At 74.5% G+C, this 23,472-nt stretch carries 6 protein-coding genes; 4 read left to right on the forward strand and 2 right to left on the reverse strand.

Annotated features, from left to right (window positions below; genetic code table 11):
• The first annotated feature begins 18 nt into the window (after window positions 1-18).
• The 4 genes from ABD52_RS02595 to ABD52_RS02610 all read left to right on the forward strand — a co-directional run bounded on the left by ABD52_RS02595 (window position 19) and on the right by ABD52_RS02610 (window position 16,998).
• A complete protein-coding gene (locus ABD52_RS02595; protein WP_047890659.1) occupies window positions 19-9,516 on the forward strand; it encodes a type I polyketide synthase in 9,498 nt (3,165 codons plus the stop codon).
• 25 nt (window positions 9,517-9,541) lie between these two features.
• Window positions 9,542-15,022, forward strand: coding sequence for a type I polyketide synthase (locus ABD52_RS41555; protein WP_047890660.1), 5,481 nt, complete (start codon window positions 9,542-9,544; stop codon window positions 15,020-15,022).
• An 87-nt stretch (window positions 15,023-15,109) separates the two neighbouring features.
• Complete coding sequence (locus ABD52_RS02605; RefSeq protein WP_047890661.1) at window positions 15,110-16,162, forward strand: ABC transporter ATP-binding protein; 1,053 nt, start codon at window positions 15,110-15,112, stop codon at window positions 16,160-16,162.
• Complete coding sequence (locus ABD52_RS02610; RefSeq protein ID WP_013285643.1) at window positions 16,159-16,998, forward strand: ABC transporter permease; 840 nt, start codon at window positions 16,159-16,161, stop codon at window positions 16,996-16,998. Before ABD52_RS02605 ends, ABD52_RS02610 begins: the two co-directional genes overlap by 4 nt.
• A 121-nt stretch (window positions 16,999-17,119) precedes the next feature.
• Here ABD52_RS02610 and ABD52_RS02615 read toward each other — a convergent pair whose 3' ends face one another.
• Both ABD52_RS02615 and ABD52_RS02620 read right to left on the reverse strand, forming a co-directional pair.
• Window positions 17,120-19,942 (reverse strand): LuxR family transcriptional regulator, encoded by a 2,823-nt coding sequence (locus ABD52_RS02615; RefSeq protein ID WP_047890662.1) that lies wholly within the window; start codon window positions 19,940-19,942, stop codon window positions 17,120-17,122.
• A gap of 513 nt (window positions 19,943-20,455) precedes the next feature.
• Window positions 20,456-23,311 (reverse strand): LuxR family transcriptional regulator, encoded by a 2,856-nt coding sequence (locus tag ABD52_RS02620; protein ID WP_047890663.1) that lies wholly within the window; start codon window positions 23,309-23,311, stop codon window positions 20,456-20,458.
• Between the last annotated feature and the right edge of the window lie 161 nt (window positions 23,312-23,472).

Below are 23,472 nucleotides of genomic sequence, written 5' to 3' on the forward strand. Positions count from 1 at the left end.
CGAGGAAGCGGCACTCCGATGGCCAATGAAGACAAGCTCCGCGATTACCTCAAGCGGGTCATGGCTGATCTCCACGACACCCGCCGCCGACTCAGCGAGGCCCAGTCCCAGGAACTGGAGCCGGTGGCGATCGTGGCGATGAGCTGCCGGTTGCCGGGCGGGGTGCGCAACCCCGACGACCTGTGGGAGCTGTTGCGGGAGGGCCGGGACGCGGTCGCGCCCTTCCCCGGCGACCGGGGCTGGGATCTGGAGCGCCTCTACCACCCCGACCCCGACCACCCGGGCACCTCGTACGCCCGGGAGGGCGGGTTCGTCGACGGGGCCGGCGACTTCGACTCCGCCTTCTTCGGCATCTCGCCCCGCGAGGCGCTGACCATGGACCCCCAGCAGCGGCTGCTGCTGGAGACCTCCTGGGAGGCGGTAGAGGCCGCCGGCATCGATCCCGCCTCGCTGCGCGGCAGCCGGACCGGGGTGTTCGTCGGCACCAACGGGCAGGACTACGGCACCCTGCTGATGATGTCGCCCGACGGCGACGAGGGGCACTCGATGACCGGGGGCGCGGCGGCCGTCGCGTCGGGCCGGGTGTCGTACGCCCTCGGGCTCGAAGGACCGGCCGTCTCCATCGACACGGCCTGCTCGTCGTCTCTGGTGGCGCTGCACCTCGCCGTGCAGGCGCTGCGGGCGAGGGAGTGCGACCTGGCGCTGGCCGGCGGGGTGACGGTGATGGCCACTCCGGGCCTCTACATCGGATCCAGCCGGCAGCGCGCACTCTCCACCGACGGGCGGTGCCGGTCGTTCGCCGCCGCCGCCGACGGCGCCGGGTTCTCCGAGGGGGTCGGCTGGCTGCTGGTCGAGCGGCTGTCGGACGCCCGCCGCAACGGCCACCGCGTCCTGGCGGTGGTACGCGGCACGGCCGTCAACCAGGACGGCGCGTCGAACGGGCTGACCGCGCCCAACGGGCCGGCGCAGCAGCGGGTCATCAGCCAGGCCCTCACCTCCGCCCGGCTCTCCACCGCCGACGTCGACGTCGTGGAGGCGCACGGCACCGGCACCAAGCTGGGCGACCCGATCGAGGCGCAGGCGCTCATCGCCACGTACGGGCAGGACCGTGGCGAGGCCCCGCCACTGCTGCTCGGCTCGGTGAAGTCGAACATCGGCCATGCCCAGGCCGCCGCGGGCGTGGCCGGCGTGATCAAGCTGGTGCTCGCCATCCGGCACGGCCTCGTGCCGGCGACGCTGCACGTCGACGCGCCGTCTCCGCACGTCGACTGGGCGGCCGGCGCGGTGGAACTGGCCACGGAGGCACGCCCGTGGCCCGAGACGGGCCGGGTACGCCGGGGCGCCGTCTCCTCGTTCGGCATCTCCGGCACCAACGCCCACGTGATCATCGAGCAGCCGACCGAGCCGGTTGAGCCGGGTGTTGTCGAGTCCGTGTCCGGGTCCGGTCTGGTCGCTTCGGATGTGGTTGTCTGGCCGGTGTCGGCGCGGTCGAGGGCTGCGTTGGCTGGGCAGGTTGTCCGGCTCGCGGGGCACGTGCGTGAGCGGGGTGAGGTCGATCCGGTGGCGGTGGGGTGGTCGTTGGCGACCACCCGGTCGGCGTTCGATCATCGGGTGGTCGTCGTCGGGTCGTCTGCTGAGGGGCTGCTCGCTGGGCTGGACGCTTTCGCTGCCGGTGAGCCGGCGGGGAATGTGGTCGCGGGGGCGGCGTCGGGTCCGGGTGCGGGTCCGGTTTTCGTGTTTCCGGGTCAGGGTGCGCAGTCGGTGCGGATGGCGGCGGGCCTGGTGGGTCGTGTGCCGGTGTTCGACGAGTGTTTGGCCGAGTGCCGGCGGGCTTTGGCGCCGTATCTCGATGTGGATCTCGTGTCGGTGCTCACGGGTGAGGACGAGTCGTGGCTGGAGCGGGTCGAGGTCGTGCAGCCGGTGCTGTGGGCCGTCGGTGTCGCTCTGGCGGCTGTGTGGCGCGCGGCGGGTGTGGTGCCGGAGGTGGTGATCGGCCATTCGCAGGGTGAGATCGGTGCGGCGTGTGTGGCGGGCATTCTGAGTCTGGAGGATGCGGCGAGGACGGTGGCGCTGCGTTCGCGTGCTCTGGCCGTGCTGCGTGGTACGGGGACGATGGCGTCGGTGGACCTGCCGGTCGACGCGGTGGCCGAACGGCTGCCCGCGTTTGCCGGTGTCGGGGTCGCGGCGGTCAACGGTCCGTCCACCGTCGTGGTGTCCGGTCCGCCGGAGCGTGTCGCCGGCCTTGTGCAGGCGTGCCGGGCCGAGGGTGTCCGTGCCCGGTTGATCCCGGTGGACTACGCGTCGCATTCGCCCGCGGTGCAGGAGGTCGCCGAGCAGCTCCGCGCGGATCTGGCCGGTGTCAGTCCGCGCGCCGGCCACACCCGGCTGGTCTCCACTCTCACCGGGGACTGGGTCGACCCGGCGGTGATGACCGCTGACTACTGGTACGACAATCTGCGGCAGACTGTGCTCTTCGACGCGGCCGTGCGGACGGCTGTGGCTGCCGGGTACACCACGTTCGTCGAGATCAGTCCGCATCCGGTGCTGGCGATGCCGGTGACTGCGATTCTTGACGACGCCGGTGTGAGTGGGCACACCATCGGTAGTCTGCGTCGTGGTGACGACGACGTGACCCGGTTGCTGACCAACCTGGCCACCGCGTACACCGTCGGCCTGCCCGTCGACCTGACGAAGGTGCTTCCGGCCGCGGCCACCGTCGACCTGCCCACCTACGCCTTCGACCACCACCGGTACTGGCCCGCGCCGCCGCTCTTCCTCGCCGCGGCCGACGCCGCCCCGGACATCGACCGCTGGCGCTACCGGGTCACCTGGCGAGCCCTGCCCGACCTGCCGCTGACCTGGCTCGCCGGCACCTGGCTCGTGCCGGTGCCCGCGGCGCTGGAAGACGACCCGCTGGTCACCGACGTGCTGTCGGCCCTCGGCAACTTCGGCGCGGACGTCGTCCCGGTGGAGCTGGACGCCACCGGCGATCCGGCGGCGCTGGCCGAGCGGCTCAGCGCCGCGCTCGCCGGCCCCGGCGGACCCGTCGCCGTGCTCTCGCTGCTGGGCCTGGACGAGCGGGCGCACCCGGAGCACCCGGCCACCTCGCTGGCCGTCTCGGGCACCGCCCTGCTGGTGCAGGCGCTCGGGCTGCTCGGCGTCGAGGCGCCGCTGTGGTGCGCCACCCGGGGAGCCGTCGTGGCCTGCGCCGACGACCCGGCGCCACGCCCCGCCGCCGCCTCCGTCTGGGGGCTCGGCCGCGCCGTCGCCCTGGAACACCCCGCCCGCTGGGGCGGCCTGCTCGACCTGCCCGACGTGCTCGACGCGCAGGCCGGCGCGCTGCTCTGCGCGGCGCTCGGCGCCAGCGGTGGCGAAGACGCCTTCGGCGACGACGGCGCGGAGCAGTCCGGCCGGGGCGAGGACCAGCTCGCCGTCCGCGCCTCCGGCGTCTTCGTCCGCCGCCTCACCCGGATCACCGAACCCGAGCCGGCCGCCTCCGGCGACGCGGACGACACCTGGCGGATGCGCGGCACCGTGTTGATCACCGGTGGCACCGGCGGACTGGGCGGGCATCTGGCCCGCTGGGCGGGCCGCTCCGGCGCCGCGCACGTCCTGCTGGCCAGCCGGCGCGGCCCGGACGCCCCGGGCGCCGCCGAGCTGGAGGCGGAGCTGACCGACCTCGGCGTACGGGTCACAGTGGCCCGCTGCGACGTCGCCGACCGGGCACAGGTGGCCGACCTGCTCGCCGCCGTCCCCGCCGACGCCCCGCTGAGCGCCGTGCTGCACACCGCCGCCGTCCTCGACGACGGCATCGTCGACACCGTCACCGCGCAGCGCCTGCACACAGTCGCCGCGTCGAAGTGCGTCGCCGCGCTGCACCTGGACGAGCTGACCCGCGACCTCGACCTGGACGCCTTCGTGCTCTTCTCCTCGGTGGCCGGCACCACCGGCAACGCCGGGCAGGGCGCGTACGGGGCGGCCAACGCCTTCCTCGACGCCCTCGCCGAGCGGCGCCGGGCCGAGGGACTGCCGGCCCTCTCGGTGGCCTGGGGTGCCTGGCGCGGGGCCGGCCTGCCCGCCGAGAACGAACGCGCCCAGGAGCGGCTGCGCCGGGGCGGCATGATCGGCATGGACCCGGAACTGGCCGTCGAGGCCCTCGCCCGGGCGCTGCGCCGCGACGAGCCCACCACAGTCGTCGCCGACATCGACTGGGCCCGTTTCGCCCCCGCGTTCACCCTGGTGCGGCCCAGCCCGCTGATCGGCGACCTCGCCGAGGCCCAGGAGGCGACGCAGCCGGCCGGGCAGGAGGCCGCCGAGGAGGAGACGGACGTACCGTCGGCCCTCGCCCGGCGGCTCGCCGCGCTCGCGCCGGGGGAGCGCGCCGCGACACTGCTGGAGCTGGTGCGGCAGTGCGCGGCGACGGCCCTCGGCTACGGGGCCGCCGACGACATCCCGGCCACCCAGCCCTTCCGCGACCTCGGCCTGGATTCGCTGACGGCAGTCGACATGCGCAACTTCTTGGCCGCCGCCACCGACCTGCGGCTGCCCGCGACGCTCGCCTTCGACTATCCGAACCCGACGGTGCTCGCCGCGCACCTCGGCGAACTGCTCACCGGGATCGTGCCCGACGTGTCCACCCCCGCCCCGGCCACCGCGGCCGAGGACGACGACCCGATCGCCATCGTGGCGATGAGCTGCCGCCTGCCGGGTGGGGCGGACACCCCGGAGCAGCTGTGGCAGCTCCTCGCCGCCGGCGGCGACGCCATCGGGGAGTTCCCCACCGACCGGGGCTGGGACCTGGACCGGCTCTTCGACTCCGACCCGGACAAGGAGGGCACCAGCTACGCCCGGGAGGGTGGCTTCGTCACCGGCGCCACCGACTTCGACGCCGGCTTCTTCGGCATCAGCCCCCGCGAGGCCCTCGCCATGGACCCGCAGCAGCGACTGCTGCTGGAGGCGTCCTGGGAGGCGATCGAGCGGGCCGGGATCGACCCGCACACGCTGCGCGGCAGCGCCACCGGCGTCTTCGTCGGCACCAACTACCAGGACTACCGCAACCTGATGTTCAGCGCCGAGGGCGCCGAGGGGCATCTGATGACCGGCAATGCCGGCAGCGTCCTCTCGGGCCGGGTGTCGTACACCCTCGGGCTGGAGGGGCCCGCCGTCTCGGTGGACACCGCCTGCTCGTCGTCGCTGGTCGCGCTGCACTGGGCCTGCCAGGCGCTGCGCCGCTCGGAGTGCTCCCTCGCCCTGGTCGGCGGCGTCACCGTCATGTCCACCCCCGGGGTGTTCGTCGGCTTCAGCCGGCAGCGGGGCCTCGCCCCGGACAGCCGGGTCAAGGCGTTCGCCTCCGCCGCCGACGGCACCGGCTGGGGCGAGGGCCTCGGCCTGCTGCTCGTCGAGCGGCTCTCCGACGCCCGCCGCAACGGTCACCCGGTGCTCGCGGTCATCCGGGGCAGCGCCGTCAACCAGGACGGCGCTTCCAACGGCCTCACCGCCCCGAACGGCCCGTCGCAGCAGCGGGTGATCCGGCAGGCGCTCGCCAACGCCGGCCTCGCCCCGGCCGACGTGGACGCCGTCGAGGCGCACGGCACCGGCACGAAGCTCGGCGACCCGATCGAGGCGCAGGCCCTGCTCGCCACGTACGGCCGGGAGCGGCCCGCCGAGCAGCCGCTCTGGCTCGGCTCGATCAAGTCGAACATCGGTCACACCCAGGCCGCCGCCGGTGTCGCCGGGATCATCAAGATGGTGCTGGCGCTGCGGCACGGCTACCTGCCGCAGACCCTGCACGTCGACGAGCCGACCGACCAGGTGGACTGGAGCGTCGGCGCGGTCGAGCTGCTCGGCGAGGGCCGCCCCTGGCCGGTCACCGACCACCCGCGCCGCGCCGCCGTCTCCTCGTTCGGCATCAGCGGCACCAACGCGCACACCATCCTGGAGCAGGCCCCGGAGCCGGTCGAAGCCGAGCAGCCGACGGGTGACCCGGCGCGGCTGCCGGTGGTGCCGGTGCTGCTGTCGGGCCGTTCGGCGTCCGCGCTGGCCGCCCAGGCGCAGCGCTGGTCCGAGCAGCTCACCGGGCTGGAGGCGCCACGTACGGTCGACGTCGGCTGGTCGTCGGCCGTCGCCCGGGCCGCCCTGGAGCACCGGGCCGTCGTGCTGGCCACCGACCGGATCGCGCTGGATGCCGGGCTGCGCGCCCTCGGCACCGGCAAGGACGCGCCGCTGGTGGTCACCGGCGTGGCGGTGCCCCGGCCGAAGGTGGCGTACCTGTTCTCGGGGCAGGGCGCCCAGCGGGCCGGGATGGGTCGCGAGCTGGCCGAGGCGTTCCCCGTCTTCGCCGCCGCCCTGGACGAGGCCTGCGCCGCCCTCGAAGCGCACCTGCCCCGCCCGCTCAAGCCACTGCTCTTCGCCGAGCCCGGCACGCCCGAGGCCGAGGCGCTGGACCGCACCGAATTCACCCAGCCGGCGTTGTTCGCCGTGGAGGTGGCGCTGTTCCGGCTGTTCGAGGCGTGGGGGGTCCGTCCCGACGCCGTCGCCGGGCACTCGATCGGCGAGATCGCCGCCGCCCACGCCGCAGGCGTGCTCTCCCTGGCCGACGCCGCCGAGCTGGTCGCCGCCCGGGGCCGGCTGATGCAGGCGCTGCCGGCCGGCGGGGCGATGCTCGCCGTCGCCGCCACCGAGGCCGAGGTGACCGCCACGCTCGGCGAGCGGGCCGACCGGGTCTCCGTCGCCGCCGTCAACGGCCCCTCCGCCGTCGTGGTGTCCGGGGCCGGCGACGCCGTCGAGGAACTGGCCTCCGAGTGGGCCGGCCGGGGCGTCCGGGTCCGGCGCCTGACGGTCAGCCACGCGTTCCACAGTCCGCTGATGAATCCGGTGCTCGACGACCTCGCCGCCGTCGCCGGACGGCTGCGGTACGCGGCTCCGAGCATCCCGATGGTCTCCACCGTCACCGGCGCGCCGGTCGACGCGGCGGAGATCGGCACGCCCGACTACTGGGTGCGCCACGCCCGCGAGGCGGTGCGCTTCGCCGACGCCGTCGTGGCACTGCGCGAGCGCAACGTCACCGGCTACGTCGAGATCGGCCCGGACGGGGTGCTCACCGCCCTCGCCCAGGCCGTCCTGGCCGAGGCCCCGGCCGGCGGCCGGGCCCCACTGGTGGTGCCCGCCCTGCGCCGGGACCGCGCCGAGCCGACCACCCTGCTGCGCGCGCTCGCCGCGCTGCACACCCACGGCGTCTCCCCGGACTGGTCCGTCCTCTACGCCGGCACCGGCGCCCAGCGGGTCGAGCTGCCCACCTACGCGTTCGACCGGCAGCGCTACTGGCCGGAGCCGCCGCCCTGGGCCGCCCTCGTGGCCGCCGACGAGGCCACCGAGGTCGAGCGCCGCTTCTGGGCCGCGGTCGAGGCCGAGGACCTCGAGTCGCTGGCCCGCGACCTCGACGTGCATCGCGACCAGCCCTTCGGCACCGTGCTGCCCGCCCTGTCGGCGTGGCGCCGGCGCGGCCGGGAGCAGGCCCTGGTCGACGGCACCCGTTACCGGGCGGTCTGGGAGCCCATCGCGGAGACCCCGCAGGAGCAGGACCCCGGCCGGTGGCTGGTGCTGCTGCCCGCCGACCGGGCGGACGACCCCGACCTGCACTCCTGCACCTGGGCCCTGGGCGCCGAGGTGAGCATCGTGCCCGTGGACACCGCCGCCGACTCCGAGGAGCTGTGCGGCGGGTTCGCCGACGTGCTCACCGAGGCGCTCGGCGCGGGCGACGGGCCGCTGTCGATCCTGTCCTTCCTCGGCCTGGACGACGCCCCGCACGCCGAGCACCCGGCGCTGCCGCGCGGCCTCGCCGCGACCGTGCACCTGCTCCAGCAGCTCGTCGACCTCGACGCCTCGGTCCGGCTCTGGTGCGTCACCCAGGGCGCCGTCGGCCTCGGCGACGGCGACGCCCCGGCCAACGCGCGGCAGGCGATGCTGTGGGGCCTGGGCCGGGTGGCCGCGCTGGAGCAGCCCGCCCGCTGGGCCGGGCTGGTCGACCTGCCCACCGACCTGGAGCCGTGGACGGCGATGCGTCTCGGCGGCATCCTCACCGGCGGCGGCGTGGAGGACCAGCTCGCAGTCCGCGAGTCCGGGGTGCTGGTGCGGCGGCTCGTACCGGCCACCACCGACGGGGAGCTCACGCCGTGGCAGCCCCGGGGCACGGTGCTGATCACCGGAGGCGCCGGCGCGCTCGGTGGGCACGTGGCCCGCTGGGTGGCCGCCGAGGGCGCGCAACGGGTGGTGCTGACCAGCCGGCGGGGGACCGACACCCCGGGCGCCGCCGAGCTGCTCTCCGAGCTGGCCGGGCTCGGCGTGGACTGCCGGGTGGTCCGCTGCGACGCCGCCGACCGCGCCGCCGTGGCCGACCTCCTGGCCGATCTCCGGCGGGAGGGGCCGCCGCTGCGCGCGGTGGTGCACGCCGCGGGGGTCAGCGAGGTGGTGCCGCTGGCCGACACCACCCTGGAGGACCTGGCGTACGTCATCGCCCCGAAGGTCAGCGGCGCCGAACACCTCGACGAGCTGCTCGGCGACGCCGAACTGGACGTGTTCGTGCTCTTCTCGTCCATCTCGGCGGTGTGGGGCAGCGGCGGACAGGGCGCGTACGCGGCCGGTAACGCCTACCTGGACGCGCTCGCCGAGCGGCGACGCGGCCGGGGCCTGGCGGCCACCTCCATCGCCTGGGGACCGTGGACCGAGTCGGGCATGTACACCGAGGGCGCGGCGGAGCAGCTGCGTCGCCGTGGCCTGCAGGTGATGCCACCCGGTGTGGCGATGGCCGGGCTGCGGCACGCCCTGGCGGCCGGCGACAGCTGCGTCACAGTCGCCGATGTCGACTGGGCCACCTTCCAGCCGCTGTTCACCTCGCTGCGGCCCAGTCCGCTGCTGGCCGACCTGCCGGCCGTACGCGGACTGGCCGCCACCCCCGCCGAGGCGCCGGACGCGGTCGCGCCCGGCTCCCGGGATCTGCTCGCCGGGCTGCGGGCGCTGCCCGACGACGAGCGGCGGGCCGCACTGCTGGAGATGGTGCGGGTCGACGCGGCGAAGGTGCTCGGCCACCCCTCGGCCGACGCGATCGAGACCGACCGGGGCTTCCTGGACCTCGGCTTCGACTCGCTCACGGCCGTGGAACTGCGCAACCTGCTCACCGCGGCGACCGGGCACGACCTGCCCACCACCGTCGTCTTCGACTACCCCACCCCGGACGGCCTGGCCGGCCACCTGTACGAGCAGCTCTTCGCGGGCGGCGAGGGGGACGACGGCGACGGCGGCGACGAGGAGTCGGTGCGCCGGGCCCTCGCCGCGATCCCGCTCGACGAGCTGCGGCAGGCGGGCCTGCTCGACCAGCTGCTCCAGCTGGCCCGTACGAGTGCCGGCACGCCGGCCGTGGCGCCCGCCGTCCCGGTCACGTCGCCCGCACCCGAGACCCAGATCCGCGAACTCGACGTCGCCGGCCTGGTCCGGATGGCCCTGGAAGGCTCCGACTCGTGACCCGGCCGGCCCTGAGGAGCGCCCGATGACTGTTTCCCTGGACGAGGTCGTCGGCGCGCTGCGTGCGTCCCTGCTCGACAACCAGAAGCTCAAGCAGCAGAACCAGCAGCTCACCGCAGCGCTCAGCGAACCGGTGGCGATCATCGGCATGAGCTGCCGGTTCCCTGGCGGTGTCAGGTCACCCGAGCAGCTCTGGGACCTGGTGGCCGCCGGCAGCGACGCGATGTCGGCGTTCCCGGACGACCGGGGCTGGAACCTGGGCGCGCTCTACGACCCGGACCCCGACCCCGACAGCCGGGGCACGTCGTACGTGCGCGAGGGCGGGTTCCTCTACTCCGCCGGGGACTTCGACCCGGCGTTCTTCGGCATCAGCCCCCGCGAGGCACTCGCCATGGACCCGCAGCAGCGGCTGCTGCTGGAGACCGCCTGGGAGGCGTTCGAGCGGGCCGGCATCGACCCCACCCGGCTGCGCGGCGCGCCGACCGGCGTCTACGCGGCCACCAGCAGTCAGGGTGACTACGCGGCTCTGCTCACCGGGGTCACCGGCGGCGTCGAGGGCTACCTCGGCACCGGCAGCGCCGCAGCCGTGGCGAGCGGCCGGATCTCGTACGCCCTCGGGCTGGAGGGGCCGGCGGTCACCGTTGACACCGCGTGCAGCTCGTCGCTGGTCGCGCTGCACCTCGCCTGCCAGGCGCTGCGGCTGGGCGAATGCACGATGGCGCTGGTCGGCGGGGTGTCGGTGATGGCCACCCCGACCGTCTTCGTGGAGTTCTCCCGGCAGCGGGGCCTGTCCACCGACGGCCGGTGCAAGTCGTTCGCCGCCGCCGCCGACGGCACCGGCTGGTCCGAGGGGGCCGGCATGCTGCTCGTCGAGCGGCTCTCCGACGCCCGCCGCAACGGCCATCCGGTCCTCGCCGTGCTGCGCGGCAGTGCCGTCAACCAGGACGGCGCGAGCAGCGGGCTGACCGCCCCGAACGGCCCGTCGCAGCGCCGGGTGATCCGGCAGGCTCTCGCGAACGCGGGGCTGAGTGCCGACCAGGTGGACGTGGTCGAGGCGCATGGCACGGGTACCACTTTGGGTGATCCGATCGAGGCGCAGGCCCTGATCGCCACGTATGGGCAGGGTCGGTCCGCGGACCGGCCGCTCTGGCTCGGCTCGATCAAGTCGAACATCGGGCACACGCAGGCGGCGGCGGGTGTGGCCGGGGTGATGAAGATGGTGCTGGCGATGCGGCACGGGGTGCTGCCGCCCACGTTGCACGTGGACGAGCCCACCCCGCACGTCGACTGGTCGGCCGGGGCGGTGTCCCTGCTGACCGGCACACAGCCCTGGCCGGAGACCGGGCAGCCACGCCGGGCCGGGGTCTCCGCGTTCGGGATCAGCGGCACCAACGCACACGTCGTCATCGAGCAGGCCGTCGCGACGGACACCGACGACGTCCGGCCGGCCGGTACGCCCGCCCCGCCGGCACCGTGGATCGTCTCGGCCCGCTCCGCGCCGGCCCTGGCCGGGCAGGCACGGCGGCTGCTGGCGCATCTGGCCGATCACCCCGACCTGACCGCCGCCGACGTGGCGTACTCGCTGGTCACCACCCGGGCGGCCCTGCCGTACCGGGCAGCGGTGATCGGCGGGGACCGCGACGAGCTGCGGGCCGGCCTGCACGCGGTCGCCGAGGAGCGCGACACCCCCGGCGTGGTGCGCGGCGTGGCCCGCCGGGCCGGCAAGGTCGCGTTCCTCTTCACCGGGCAGGGTGCCCAGCGCCCCGGCATGGGCGCCGAGCTGTGCCGCCGGTTCCCGGTCTTCGCCGCCGCCTTCGACGAGGTGGCCGGGGAGCTGAACCGGCACTTGAGCCGGCCGCTGCGGGAGGTGGTCTTCGCCGGGGCCGACTCGCCCGACGCGGATCTGCTGGACCGTACCGAGTTCACCCAGCCGGCGCTGTTCGCCTACGAGGTCGCCGCATACCGGCTGGTCACCGCCTGGGGGCTACGCCCGCAGTTCCTGCTCGGCCACTCGGTCGGCGAGCTGGCCGCGGCGCACGTCGCCGGGGTGCTGTCGCTGGCCGACGCGGCGACCCTGGTGGCCGCCCGGGCCCGGCTCATGCAGCAGTTGCCGCCCGGCGGGGCGATGCTGGCGGTACAGGCGTCCGAGGCGGAGGTGGTCCCGCTGCTCGACGAGCGGGTGTCCCTGGCCGCCGTGAACGGCCCCCGGTCGGTGGTGCTCTCCGGCGACGAGGAGGCCGTGCTCGCGGCGGGGCGGCGGCTGTCTGCCGAGGACCGGCGGTCCCGTCGGCTGCGGGTCAGCCACGCCTTCCACTCCGCCCGGATGGACGCCATGCTGGCCGACTTCCGGATCGTCGCGGAGAAGGTCGCCTGGCACCCGCCGAACCTTCCGATCGTCTCCGACCGCACCGGCGAGCCGCTCACCGCCGCCCAGGCCACGGACCCGGGCTACTGGGTCGACCACGTCCGGGACACCGTCCGCTTCCACGCCGGCGTCGCCACCCTCGCCGCCGGCGGCGTCGGAACCTTCGTGGAACTCGGCCCCGACGGCGCCCTGACCGTGCTGGCCCGGGAGTGCCTGCCCGACATGGAACCGGCGGCCTTCGTGCCGCTCGCCCGCCGGGACCAGCCGGAGGCGACCACGCTGCTCGCCGCGCTGGCCGCGGTCGACCTGCGCGGTGCCGGAGTCGACTGGGCGGCTCCCTTCGACGGCAGCGACGCCGCGCGCGTCGAACTGCCCACCTACGCCTTCGACCGCGAGCGCTTCTGGCCGGACCCGCCCACCGTGGATCTCGTCCCGCCCGCCGCGACCGGCGAAGACGAGGAGTTCTGGGCGGCCGTGGCGCAGGGACGACCCGCCGAGCTGGCCGCCGCGCTCGGCCTGCCCGCCGACCGGCAGGACGCGCTCGCCGACTTGCTGCCCGCCCTCGCCTCCTACCGGGACCGGCGGCGTCGCGGATCGGAACTGGACGGGCTGCGCTACCGCGCCGACTGGGAACGCGTCGACCTGTCAGCCCCTACCACGCCGGCCGGTCGATGCCTGCTGGTGGCCGGGGCAGGCACCGACGCCACCGCGGTGCTCACCGTGCTGCGCGCCGAGGGCCTGGACCCGACGCTGGTCACCGTGGGCGACGACCTGGACGCCGTGGCCCGGGCCCTGCTCGCCGACGGCACCTGGTCGGTCGTGGTCTCGCTGCTGGCGGCGGAGGAACGGGCGGCCGGCACGGGGACCGGCGCGCTCGCCGGGACAGCCGCGCTCGTGCGGGCCCTCGCCGCTGCGGGGAACGGTACGCCGATGTGGACCGTGACCCGGGGCGCGGTGGCCGTCGACGCGCACGACGCCGCTCCCGGCGTGGCCGGGGCGTACGTCTGGGGGCTGGGCCGGGTGCTGGCGCTGGAGCAGCCGCGCTCGTGGGGCGGGCTGGTCGACCTGCCGGCGGAGCCGGACGACGTCGCGCTCGCCGCGCTCGCCCGGGTCGTCGCGTCCGGCGGCGACGAGGACCAGGTGGCGGTACGCACCGGCGGGGTGTACGCCCGGCGGCTCCACCGGGCCCCGGCCGGCGCCACCGATACGGACTGGCGGCCCCGCGGCGCGGTCCTGGTGCACGGTTCCGCGCAGGTGCGTACCCCACACCTGCTGCGCTGGCTCGCCGAGCGGGGCGCGTCGCACCTCGTCCTCGTGGGGCCGGTGGCGGACGCCGACCCGCTCGGCCCGGACGTCACCGTCACCGCCGTCGACGACCTGGACGGGCTGCCCGAGGCGCTTGACCGGCTGGCCGCCACCGGCAGCGAGATCCGTACCGTCCTGCACGTCGCCGACTCCGACGGGGCCGGCGACCCGGTGGCGGTGCTGGATCCGCACGACCTGGCCGACGCCGTGGCCGCCCGTACCACCGCGGTGGAACTGCTCGGGCGGGCCTGCGCCGGCCTACCGATCGACGAGTTCGTCGTCTTCACCTCGACGGCCGCCGTCTGGGGCAGCGGGGGAGCGGCGGTCGCCGCCGCCGTGGGCGCCGGGCTGGAGACGCTGGCCGCCGGCTGGCGTGCCGCTGGCCGCCCGGCCACCGTCGTCGCGTGGGTGCCCTGGGCGGACGAGGTCACCGATGCGGCGCAGCTGCGCCGCCGGGGGGTCCGGCCGCTGCCCGCCGACGTGGCCCTGGCCGCGCTGGGGCAGGCCCTGGTCCGTGGCGACGACGAACTGGCCGTCGCCGACCTCGACTGGCCCGCGTTCGTGCCGGCCTTCACCGCCGTACGGCCCAGCGCGCTGCTGCGCGGCGTGCCCGAGGCGACGGCCGGTGCCGAGCCGGAGGCCGGCGATGCCGCGGCGACCGATCCCGCTCGCGCGCTGCGCGAGCGGCTGGCCGGCGTCCCGGCCGGCGACCGGCACCGGATCCTGCTGGACCTGGTCCGGGCGCGGGTGGCCACCGTCCTCGGGCACGCCTCGCCCAACGCGGTCGAGGCCGACCGGGACTTCCTGGAACTCGGCTTCGACTCGCTGACCGCACTGGAGCTGCGCGACGCGCTGCGCCAGGAGACCGGGGCGGAGCTGTCGACGACCCTGCTCTTCGACCACCCCACGCCTACGGCGCTGGCCGTTCACCTGATCGGCCAGCTCCTCGGCGCGGAGGCGGCCGGGGACGGCGCGGACGACGCCGGGGGATCTGCCGGGAATGGTGCTGGCGGCGGACTGCTCGGCGGGTTGTTCAACCAGCCGAAGGCGCGCGAGGACCCGGCCGGGTATGCCGAACTGCTGGTCAAGCTCGCCCAGTTCCGCCCCAGCTTCCGCGAGCCGGCGGAGCTCACCCGCCCGGCCGGCATCCTCCGGCTGGCCGAGGGCGGCGCCCGGGCGCAGTTGGTGTGCTGCTGCACGATGTCGTTGCTGTCCGGCGCGCACGAGTACGCCCGGCTGGCCGCCGGCTTCCGGGGCGTACGTGACGTGTGGGCCCTGCCCAACCCCGGGTTCGGCGCGGGCGAGGAGCTTCCCGCCGACCTCGACGCGCTGCTGCGGGTGCACGCCGACACGGTTCTGCGTACCGTCGGCGCCGGCCCGTTCGTGCTGGCCGGTCACTCCGGTGGTGCGATGGTGGCCAACCTGCTCGCCGGGGAGCTGGAACGCCAGGGCCGCCCGCCGGACGCGGTAGTACTCATGGACACCTACCCGGCCGACAGCGAGGTGCTCGGCGGGTGGGTGCCGCAGCTTCTCGACGGGATGATCGACCGGGACACCGCGTACACGCCGATGGACGACTGGCGGACGACGGCGTGGGCGGGCTACCTGCCGCTGTTCCTGGACTGGCAGCCGACCGAGACGGCGGCGGCGACCCTGCTGGTGCGGGCCACCGAGCCGCTGGGGGAGTGGGACGGCGAACCGGACGGCTGGCGGTCGCGCTGGCCCTACCCGCACGAGGCCGTCGACGCGGCCGGCGACCACTTCAGCATGGTCGCCGACCGGGGTCCGGAACTCGCCGGCACGGTCCAGCGCTGGCTGGTCGCGCGGGGCCTGTGACCGGTTCCGCCCCTGGCGTGCCCCTAGCGCCCCCTATCGGCGCACATACATCTATCGGACCGACGTTCCAGGACGGAGCATGACGACGTGGACGAGGCAGTGGTGGTCACAGAGCTGGTCAAGCGGTACCAGCCCAACATGCCACCGGCGGTGGACGGGCTGAGTTTCTCCGTCGCCGCCGGTGAGGTCTTCGGCCTGCTCGGGCCGAACGGTGCGGGCAAGACGACGACGATCGGGGTGCTGACCACACGGGTGCGGGCCACCTCGGGCCGGGCCCAGGTGTGCGGCGCCGACGTGATCGGCTCGCCCGCCGTCGCCCGGCAGTTGCTGGCGGTCGTACCGCAGCGGGTGAACCTGGACCGGGCGCTGACCGTCCGGCAGAACCTGCTGTTCCACGCGGCCTACCACCGGGTGCCCCGGGCGCAGCGCATCCGGCGGGCGGACGAGTTGCTGGACCAGATGGGGCTCAAGGACTTCGCGAACCACCGCACCGACTTCCTGTCCGGCGGCCTCGCCCAGCGCACGATGATCGCCCGCGCGCTGATGCACTCGCCCCGGGTGCTCTTCCTCGACGAGCCGTCCGCGGGCCTCGACCCGCAGTCCCGGCTCTTCGTGCACGACCGGGTCGCCGAGCTGAAGCGGGCCGGGGTGACCGTGGTGGTCACCACGCACGACATGGACGAGGCGGAGAAGCTCTGCGACCGGGTCGGCATCGTCGACCACGGCAAGCTGCTCACCCTGGACACCCCGTCCGCGCTGACCCGTACGCTGCCGGGCAGCAGCACCCTGACCCTCGTGGTGACCCCCGGCGCCCCCGCCGAGGAGGTGCGGGCCGCGCTCGATGCGATCCCCGACGTGGAGCAGGTGGAACACTTCAAGATGACCGCCAAGGTGCCCGCCGCCGCGCCGGCGTTTCCCGGCATGCCGGCGATGCCGATGCCCGCCCCGGTCCCGGACGCGCCCGCCGACTCGGACGCCCCCCTGTCCTTCCGGGTCTACACCAGCGGCCAGCCGGCCAACGCCATCCCGATGGCGATGAAGATCCTCGCCGACCTGGGCTGCGAGGTCCGTGACCTGAACATCGGCCAGCCCAGCCTGGAAGATGTCTTCATCCACCTGACCGGAAGGGAACTTCGGTGAGCGTCGCCGCCCCCGCCCCCCCGTCCGCGCCGTCGCCGGCCTCGTCGCCGCCGCCGGTGCGCGCGCTGGACCAGTTCGCCACGTTTCGGGCGGTGCTCTCGCGGGACCTGTTCGTCACCGGCCGGGAGCTGGTCGGCTTCCTGCTCCAGGTCTTCATCCAGCCGCTGTTCATGCTGCTGATCTTCGGCAAGGTGCTCAGCGACCTGGGCTACGCCAGTGACGACTTCTCCAACGTGCTGCTGCCCGGCGTCATCGCGCTGAACGCCTTCCTGATCGGCCTGGAGAACACCGCGCTGCCGATGATGATGGACTTCTCCTTCACCCGGGAGATCGAGGACCGCCTCCTGTCGCCCATGGCGATTCCGCTGGTGGCCCTGGAGAAGATCGTCTTCGGCGGCATCCGCGGTCTGATCGCCGGCGTGGTGCTGATCCCGGTCGGCATGCTCATGCTCGGTGTCACCTGGCCCTGGGCGGTGGTGCTCAAGGTGGTCGGGGTGTTGGCGATCGGCGCGCTGGTCGGCGCGGCGGTCGGTCTCGCCTTCGGCACCCTGGTGCCCACGCAGCACATCCAGATCATGTTCACAGTGGTGATGACCCCGATCATGTTCACCGGTGCCACCCAGTTCCCGCTGCTCGGCCTGGACTCGCTGCGCTGGTATCAGGTGATCTGTTCGCTGAACCCGCTGACCTACATCAGCGAGGCGACCCGGTCGCTCGTCGGCCCGCCGGGGGTCGAGTCGCTGCCGCTCTGGCTGTGCATGTGTGTCCTCACCGGGGTCTTCGTGGCGTTCTCGGCGATCGGCATGCGTGGCTTCATGCGCCGCGCCATGGACTGACCGGCCCGGGATGCGTCCGCCGAGGGCCCGAACCGCTTCTGCGGTTCGGGCCCTCGCTGCGTCGTCGCCGGTCGCGGTGGGTGTCGCAGGGGGCGGTTCCACCGCGCCCCTGCGACAGCCGTCAGGACGTGGCGCTCTGTGTCTCGTCGGCCAGTGTCTCGGCGTACATGACGAGCCGGGACGGAAGGTCGGTCCGGCGCTTCACGTCGAGCTTGCGGTAGACCCGGGTCAGGTGCTGCTCGACAGTGCTCACCGTGATGAAGAGCCGGCTGGAGATCTGGCGGTTGGTGTGGCCCTGTGCGGCCAGCGCGGCGACGCGCCGCTCGGCGTCACTCAGCCCGTCGTCCGGTTCCTGGAGCTCGGCGGCGGCCGGGTACGCCGGCAGTCCGCTGCCCGGCTCCCGGCGGATCAGCCGCTGAGCCAGCACCGACGCCCCGCAGTCCTGCGCGAGCTGGTAGGCGCGGCGGACGAGCAGCCGGGCGCGGGCGGAGTCTCCGGCGCGCTGGAGTGTCTGACCGGTGTCGCCGAGGGCGCGGACGAGCTCCAACCGGTCGCCGCTGGACTGGAGCAGGTTGACCGCCTCGGAGAGCAGCTTGCGCCGGTGGTCCTGGGCGGCGGTGGTGGCGAGCAGGCGCAGCGTACGGCCCCGGGTCCGGTCGTCGACCCCGTGCGGCACCCGCAACTGCTCCTGCAGGAGCTGCATCGCCTGCGTCTTGTTGCCGACGCTGAGCTGCACCCGGGCCAGCTCCAGCCGCCACGGCACCAGTCCGGCCGCGTCGATCCCCCACGTACGCATCAGCTCGCCGCAGCGCCGCAGGTCGGTGGTGGCGGCGTGCGGCCGGCGTACGGCCAGGTGGTGCCGGCCGCGCGCGGCCAGGTAGTGCAGGCCCAACGGGGTGCGGAACATGCCGGGCGGGGTCGGGTGGGCCAGCCACCGGTCGGCCTCGGCGAACCGGCCCGACTCCGTCGCGGACGCGATCAGGGTGGACAGCGGTCCGGCGATCGCCACACCCCAGGCGGGGGCGGGCATGTCTTCCAGGGCCGCACGGGCGTGGTGCTCGGCACCGGGCAGATCGCCGACGCGCAGGGCCGCCTCCGCCCGGATCGCCCGGATCACGGCCCGCCAGCCCGGCGCGTGCTGAGCCACCGGCCGGTCGAGCAGCACGTCGCCCCAGACCGCGGCCCGGTCCGACCGGCCGGCCCAGAGCAGCGCCAGCAGGGGCGCGGTCAGCAGGCCGAGGGCGCCGTCGTCCGTGTGGTGGCGCTGCAGGATCTGCTCGGCGGTCGTCACCGTGTCGTTGTCGGCGGTCGGCGTCAGCGCGGCGCCGAGCACCGTGACCGCCTGCAGGAGCGGGCTGACGGTGGTCGGGGCGCCGGCCGCGCGGCTCCAGGTGGCCGGGGTCTGCCGCACGCTCGCCAGGTGGTCCGGGTGGGAGAGGGAGATCAGAAGCTGCATGATCCGCAGGCGGCCGGGCGGGGCGGCCGGGCCCTGCTCCTCGTCCGCCGAGAAGCCGCTGACGGCCTCGGCAGCCTCATCGATGCGGCCCTGCCAGAGCAGGTACGGCACGGCGGAGAGGCTCGCATCGGTGGACCAGCCGGCGGCCCGCGCCGTCTGCACCAGCTCCGTCAGCTGCCCGTTCACCGTCAACGGGTTGATCTGCCAGCGGGCATTCACCAGCATCTCGGTGGTGGCGGTGCGTTGCCGCTCGTCCACCGGCGCGCGGGCGAGCAGCCGCAGGCAGGCTGCCGCCACGTCGGGCCGGCCCGACGAGAGCGCGTGACCGGCGGCGTCCTGGAGCACCGGCACCCTCCAGCCGGTCACCGCCGCACCGGCGGCAACGAGGTGCTCGGCGACCACGCTCGCCTCGGCGCCGCGGTCGTGCAGCACCTCGGCGGCCCGCTGGTGCAGGCTGCGCCGCTCGTCGGCCGACATGTCAGCCAGGATCGAGCGCAGGATGCGCGAGTGGCGTAGCTGGTCGCACTCCATCAGGCCCGAGGTACGCAACACCCGTACCGCCGGGACCGTGGTCGCGGGCATCACGTCGAGGAGGTGGCCGAGCAGTTCGGTCGACGCGGGCCGGTCGAGCACGGCGAGCGCCTGGGCCACCCGGCGTACCCCGGGCTCGTGGCGGTAGAGGCACCCGAGCACGGCCTGGTCGAACGCGTCACCGACGGACGGAACGTCGTGGTCGCTGCCCTCGCCACCGGCCCGTTCGTCGAGCAGCGCCCGGGTGAGCAGCGGATTGCCTCCGGTCATCCGTACGTAGTGTTCCGCGGTCGCGCGGGTGTCGGCGTCGTCGACGGCGCCCTCGACCAGCCGGGCGACGGCGTCGACGGTCAGCGGTGGCAGGCCGATCCGGGAGAAGTGCGGCTGGCTGAGCAGCTCGGCGCGGAACAGCGGGTGCGGCGGGCGCAGCGTCGACGCCTCCGCGAACACGACCATGATCCGGGCGTGGCGCAGCCGCCGGGTCACGTAGAGAAGGCAGTGCAGCGAGGCCGGGTCTGCGTGGTGCACGTCGTCGACGAGGAGGACCAGGGGCCCGTTGGCAGTCAGGTCGATCAGGGTGGTGAAGAGGCCGTGCAGCAGGGGTGCCCAGGCCCGGTCTCCGTCGGACGCCTCGCCGCCGACTTCGGGCAACGGCACCGCGGAGGTGGCGTCGCGCAGCAGCTTCTCGACGTGGGCGGCGGTCTCCGGGGCGAGTCGTGCACTGTGGAACAGCTGCCCGACGACTCCCAGGTGGAGACCGCGCTCCGCCCGCGAGCCGGTCGCGCTCATCACCTGCCCGCGGGAGCCGGCCGTCCACTCGCCGAACGACTCCAGCAGGCTGGTCTTGCCGCTGCCCACGGCACCGGTGACCAGCGCGACGTGTCCGCGCTGCTGCTCCTCGCACGCGTGGAACACGCGCCGCAGACGGGTGATCTGTTCCTCTTGCTGAACCAACACCTGCGCGTAAGCCCTCCTTGTACGCGGCGCGGGCCTGGAAACGCCGGTGCGGCCCGACACCGCCACCCCTGCCGGAGACAGCCGCCCCTCCGCCCGCGTCTCGACGGGTAGGGGTGGAGCGCGCCGGGCGGCCACGCCGGGTGGACCTGAAATCCTTCGTCGGACCGGTCTTCTTGCCGTACGGTCCGCGTGTCGAGGCGAGTCTGGCACCGGCATGATGGTGCGACAACGGGCGTGAGACCCCATCGTTTCGCACCCAAACCTGCGGCCCCAGAAGGCATTTAGGGGTTGCGCGACTCGGGGTGAGGGGTGTTGGAGCCGATCGGCCCGGGGAAGGCGACACGCCGGTGAGCGGCCGGTGTCGGGGCGTACGGCTTGATGGTGCCACACCGCGACTCCCGGCGCACGCCTGGTGGTACCCACAGTGGTGGTGAGCAGACTCTTCGCGACGGCCGGCGAGGGCGACGGTCGCGTGACACCCGGTGGCTGTTCCGTGCGGAAGCCCGACCGGGATCAGCGCGGCCGAGGGCCGGACGGACGGCCGCCCGGGGGGTCCGTGCCCCGCGTCAGCGGATCCAGCACCGTCGTACCGGGGCGGTCGAACCGCAGCCGTCCGGCGAGTTCGCCGCGCGAGTTGACGTCCAGCTTCCGGTAGATGCGCGTCATTCGCTGTTCGATCGCGCTGACCGTCAGGAAGAGCTTCTCGGCGATCTCACGATTGGTGTGACCCTGGGCGGCCAGGGTGGCCATCCTGGATTCGGTGTCCGTCAGGCCCTGGACCACGACCGCCGCACCCGCCCGGCCGCCGGTGGCACCGTCTCTGGTGGACAGGGCGCTGGGCCACAACGTCGGGATGCCGCACTCCTCCGCGAGAGCCCGGGCCGACCGGGTCGCGGCGCGGGCCTGCCGCCGGTCGCCGGCCTGCTCGTAGGCATGACCGAGGTCGGCAAGGTTGTGCGCCAGTTCCATCCGGTCGCCGCACTGCCGCAGCAGCCGTACGGCGCTGCGCAGGTGCGGGATCCGTTCCTGTCCCTCCTCGGTCGCGGCCAGAACCCGCAGGGCCGCGGCCCGGTACCGGACATGGACGGGCCGCAGCCGGGCCAACTCGTCGCGCACCAGCTTGCGCGCCTGCTGACGGCGGCCCATCCGGAGCAGCGCCCGAGCCGATTCGGTGCGCCACGGCACCAGGCCCGAGAAGTCCAGCCGCCACCGCTGCATCAGCTGCCCGCAGAGCTGGAAGTCGGCCAGCGCGGCCTCGGGGTTTCCCGCGGCGAGGGCGTGCGTCCCGCGGGCGTGCAGGTAGTGCAGCCCGAGCGGGGTCTCGAAGATCGCCGGCGGCACCGGCACCTGAAGGCAGGCGGCCGCCGTGTCGAGCTGGTCCATGAAGGTCAGGGCCCGTATCCGGACGGCGAGAGGTATCCCGATCACCACCCCCCAGCCTTTCGGCGAGAGCTGCCCCAGTGCCTCGTCGGCCAGCTTGCCGGCGCGGGGGAGGTCGCCGAGCCGGCCGGCGACGGCGGCCCGCAGGGCGGTGAGCGTAGCCGAGGGGGTGGGGTGGTGTGGGGTGGCGAGGTGGCGGTCCAGCCGGTCGCACCAGTCGTCGGCCAGGTCGAGCCGGTCGGCGTAGATCATGGCGATGAGGGCGCAGATGACCCTCCACATGTGCGGTTCGTCGTCCGGCCCGGTGGTCGACAGTGTCCGCTCGGCCGCCTCGACCACGCCCGCGTCACCCCGGGCCAGCACGCCGGACAGCAGGATGACTCCGCTGAGCCCGTGCTTGACCCGGGCCAGCGTGAGCGGATCCCGCGCCGCCACGGCGGGCGCGGGCCGGTCGACCATGACCCCGGGATAGAGCGTCGAGATCCAGCCGGTGATGATGAGCAGCTCGGCCACGGACTGCGGATCGGCGGGATCCGACCGCTCGCTCAGGTGCCTGACCAGGTCGACGGCCTTGTCGATCTCACCGTGCCAGAGGAGGTACTGGATGGGACCGGCGGCCTGTTGGCTGCCGAGGTGCCCGGCCCGGATGGCGGTGGCGACGCTGACCAGGTGGGGGATCGTGGCCTGCGGGTCGAGTCGCCACTCGGCGCGCGCCAGCGCGGAGCGGATCCGCGCCCGCAGACACTCGCCGACGCCACTGCGGTGCGCCCGGCGCAGGTACCGCAGGGCGGTCTCCACCTCGCCGTCGAGCAGCGCCTGCTCGCCGGCGTCCAGCAGGGTCTGCGCCATCCAGGGTTCGGCCAGCTCGCCGATGTCCACCAGGTGCGGCGCGATCCGGGCCGGGGGCGCGCCGTCGTCGTGCAGCAGGCGGGCTGCTCCCAGATGCAGCCGTACGCGTTCCTCGGCGGTCATCCCGTCGATCACGGCCTGGGTCACCGCCGGATGGCGCAACCCCTGTTCGTCGATCAGCCCCGCGCTGGTCGACTTGTCGACAGCGCCCAGCGCGGGGTGCAACCGGGCGTCGACGAGATGCGGCAGCAGGCTGCCGTGCAGCGGCTCGCCGGTCACGGCGAGCACCCGGGCGGCGTTGAGCACCAGGCGGTCGCAGCGGTACAGGCAGCTCAGCACGGCCTCCCGGAACGACTCGCCGACCGCCGGGGCGTCGGCGGACCGTGGCGCGGCTGCCTGGTCATCGGCGAGCGCATGCACCAGGAGCGGATTCCCGCCGCTGATCCGGTGGCTCTCCTCGGCGATGCTGCGGGCGAGCGGGATGTCGAGCCGCTGGGCGAGCAGCTGGAACGTCCCCTCGGCGGTGAGCAGCGGCAGGCGGATGCGGTGCAGCTTCGCCGGTTGCAGCATCTCGGCGTGCACGTCCGCCTGCCACGGCCGGGTGCGTGGCGCCTCCGTCAGGACCATCAGCACGGGCAGGCCGGAGAGCCGCCGGGCCACGTAATCGAGACAGCGCAGCGACGGCACGTCCGCGTGGTGGATGTCGTCCACCACGATGACCAGCGGCCCCCGCGAGGTCAGTTCGAGCAGGGCACGCCCGATGGCGGCGGTGAGCCGGGCGTTCTCCGCGTCCGCCGGATCGGCGTCGCTCCATGCGAGGGCGCCCGCGTCCAGCAGCCGGGCGAGGCGGGCCCGGATGTCGGGGGCGTCCGCGGCGCACGACGGCACCGCGCGGACGAGCTGCCGGACGACCTCCAGCGGTACGCTGCGCTCCGCGCGGGAGGCGCTCGCGCCGATGACCCGTGCTCCGGCGTCGCAGGCGCGCCGGGCGAAGGTCTGTGAGAGCGCGGTCTTGCCGGAGCCGACCGGGCCGGTCAGCACGGTCACCGGCCGGTCGGTCGGCGAGGTGCCGCCGCGGAGCAGGTCTGCGAGTCGGCGCTCCAGCAGGCCGAGCTGGCTTGAACGCTCGGTCAGCTCCATCACCGCCCCCTCCGGGGGAGGGCCGCGTGCCCGGTGCGGCCCGACAGCTCGACCAAATTGGAGACCGGCAATTCTTGACCCATTCCATTATCGGCAAGTATCGACGGGTGTCGAGCTTTGCCGGTGCGCCATCGACCGACTTGACCGGTTGGCTGCTGCGA

The sequence above is a fragment of the Micromonospora sp. RV43 genome, assembly GCF_001029515.1.
In the GTDB taxonomy this organism is placed as follows: domain Bacteria; phylum Actinomycetota; class Actinomycetes; order Mycobacteriales; family Micromonosporaceae; genus Micromonospora; species Micromonospora aurantiaca.

What these genes read in the sequence shown, in the direction of transcription:
- ABD52_RS02595 (WP_047890659.1), top strand. Translation starts at nt 19, where the DNA reads ATGGCCAATGAAGACAAGCTCCGCGATTACCTCAAGCGGGTCATGGCT.
- ABD52_RS41555 (WP_047890660.1), top strand. Translation starts at nt 9,542, where the DNA reads ATGACTGTTTCCCTGGACGAGGTCGTCGGCGCGCTGCGTGCGTCCCTG.
- ABD52_RS02620 (WP_047890663.1), bottom strand. Translation starts at nt 23,311, where the DNA reads ATGGAGCTGACCGAGCGTTCAAGCCAGCTCGGCCTGCTGGAGCGCCGA.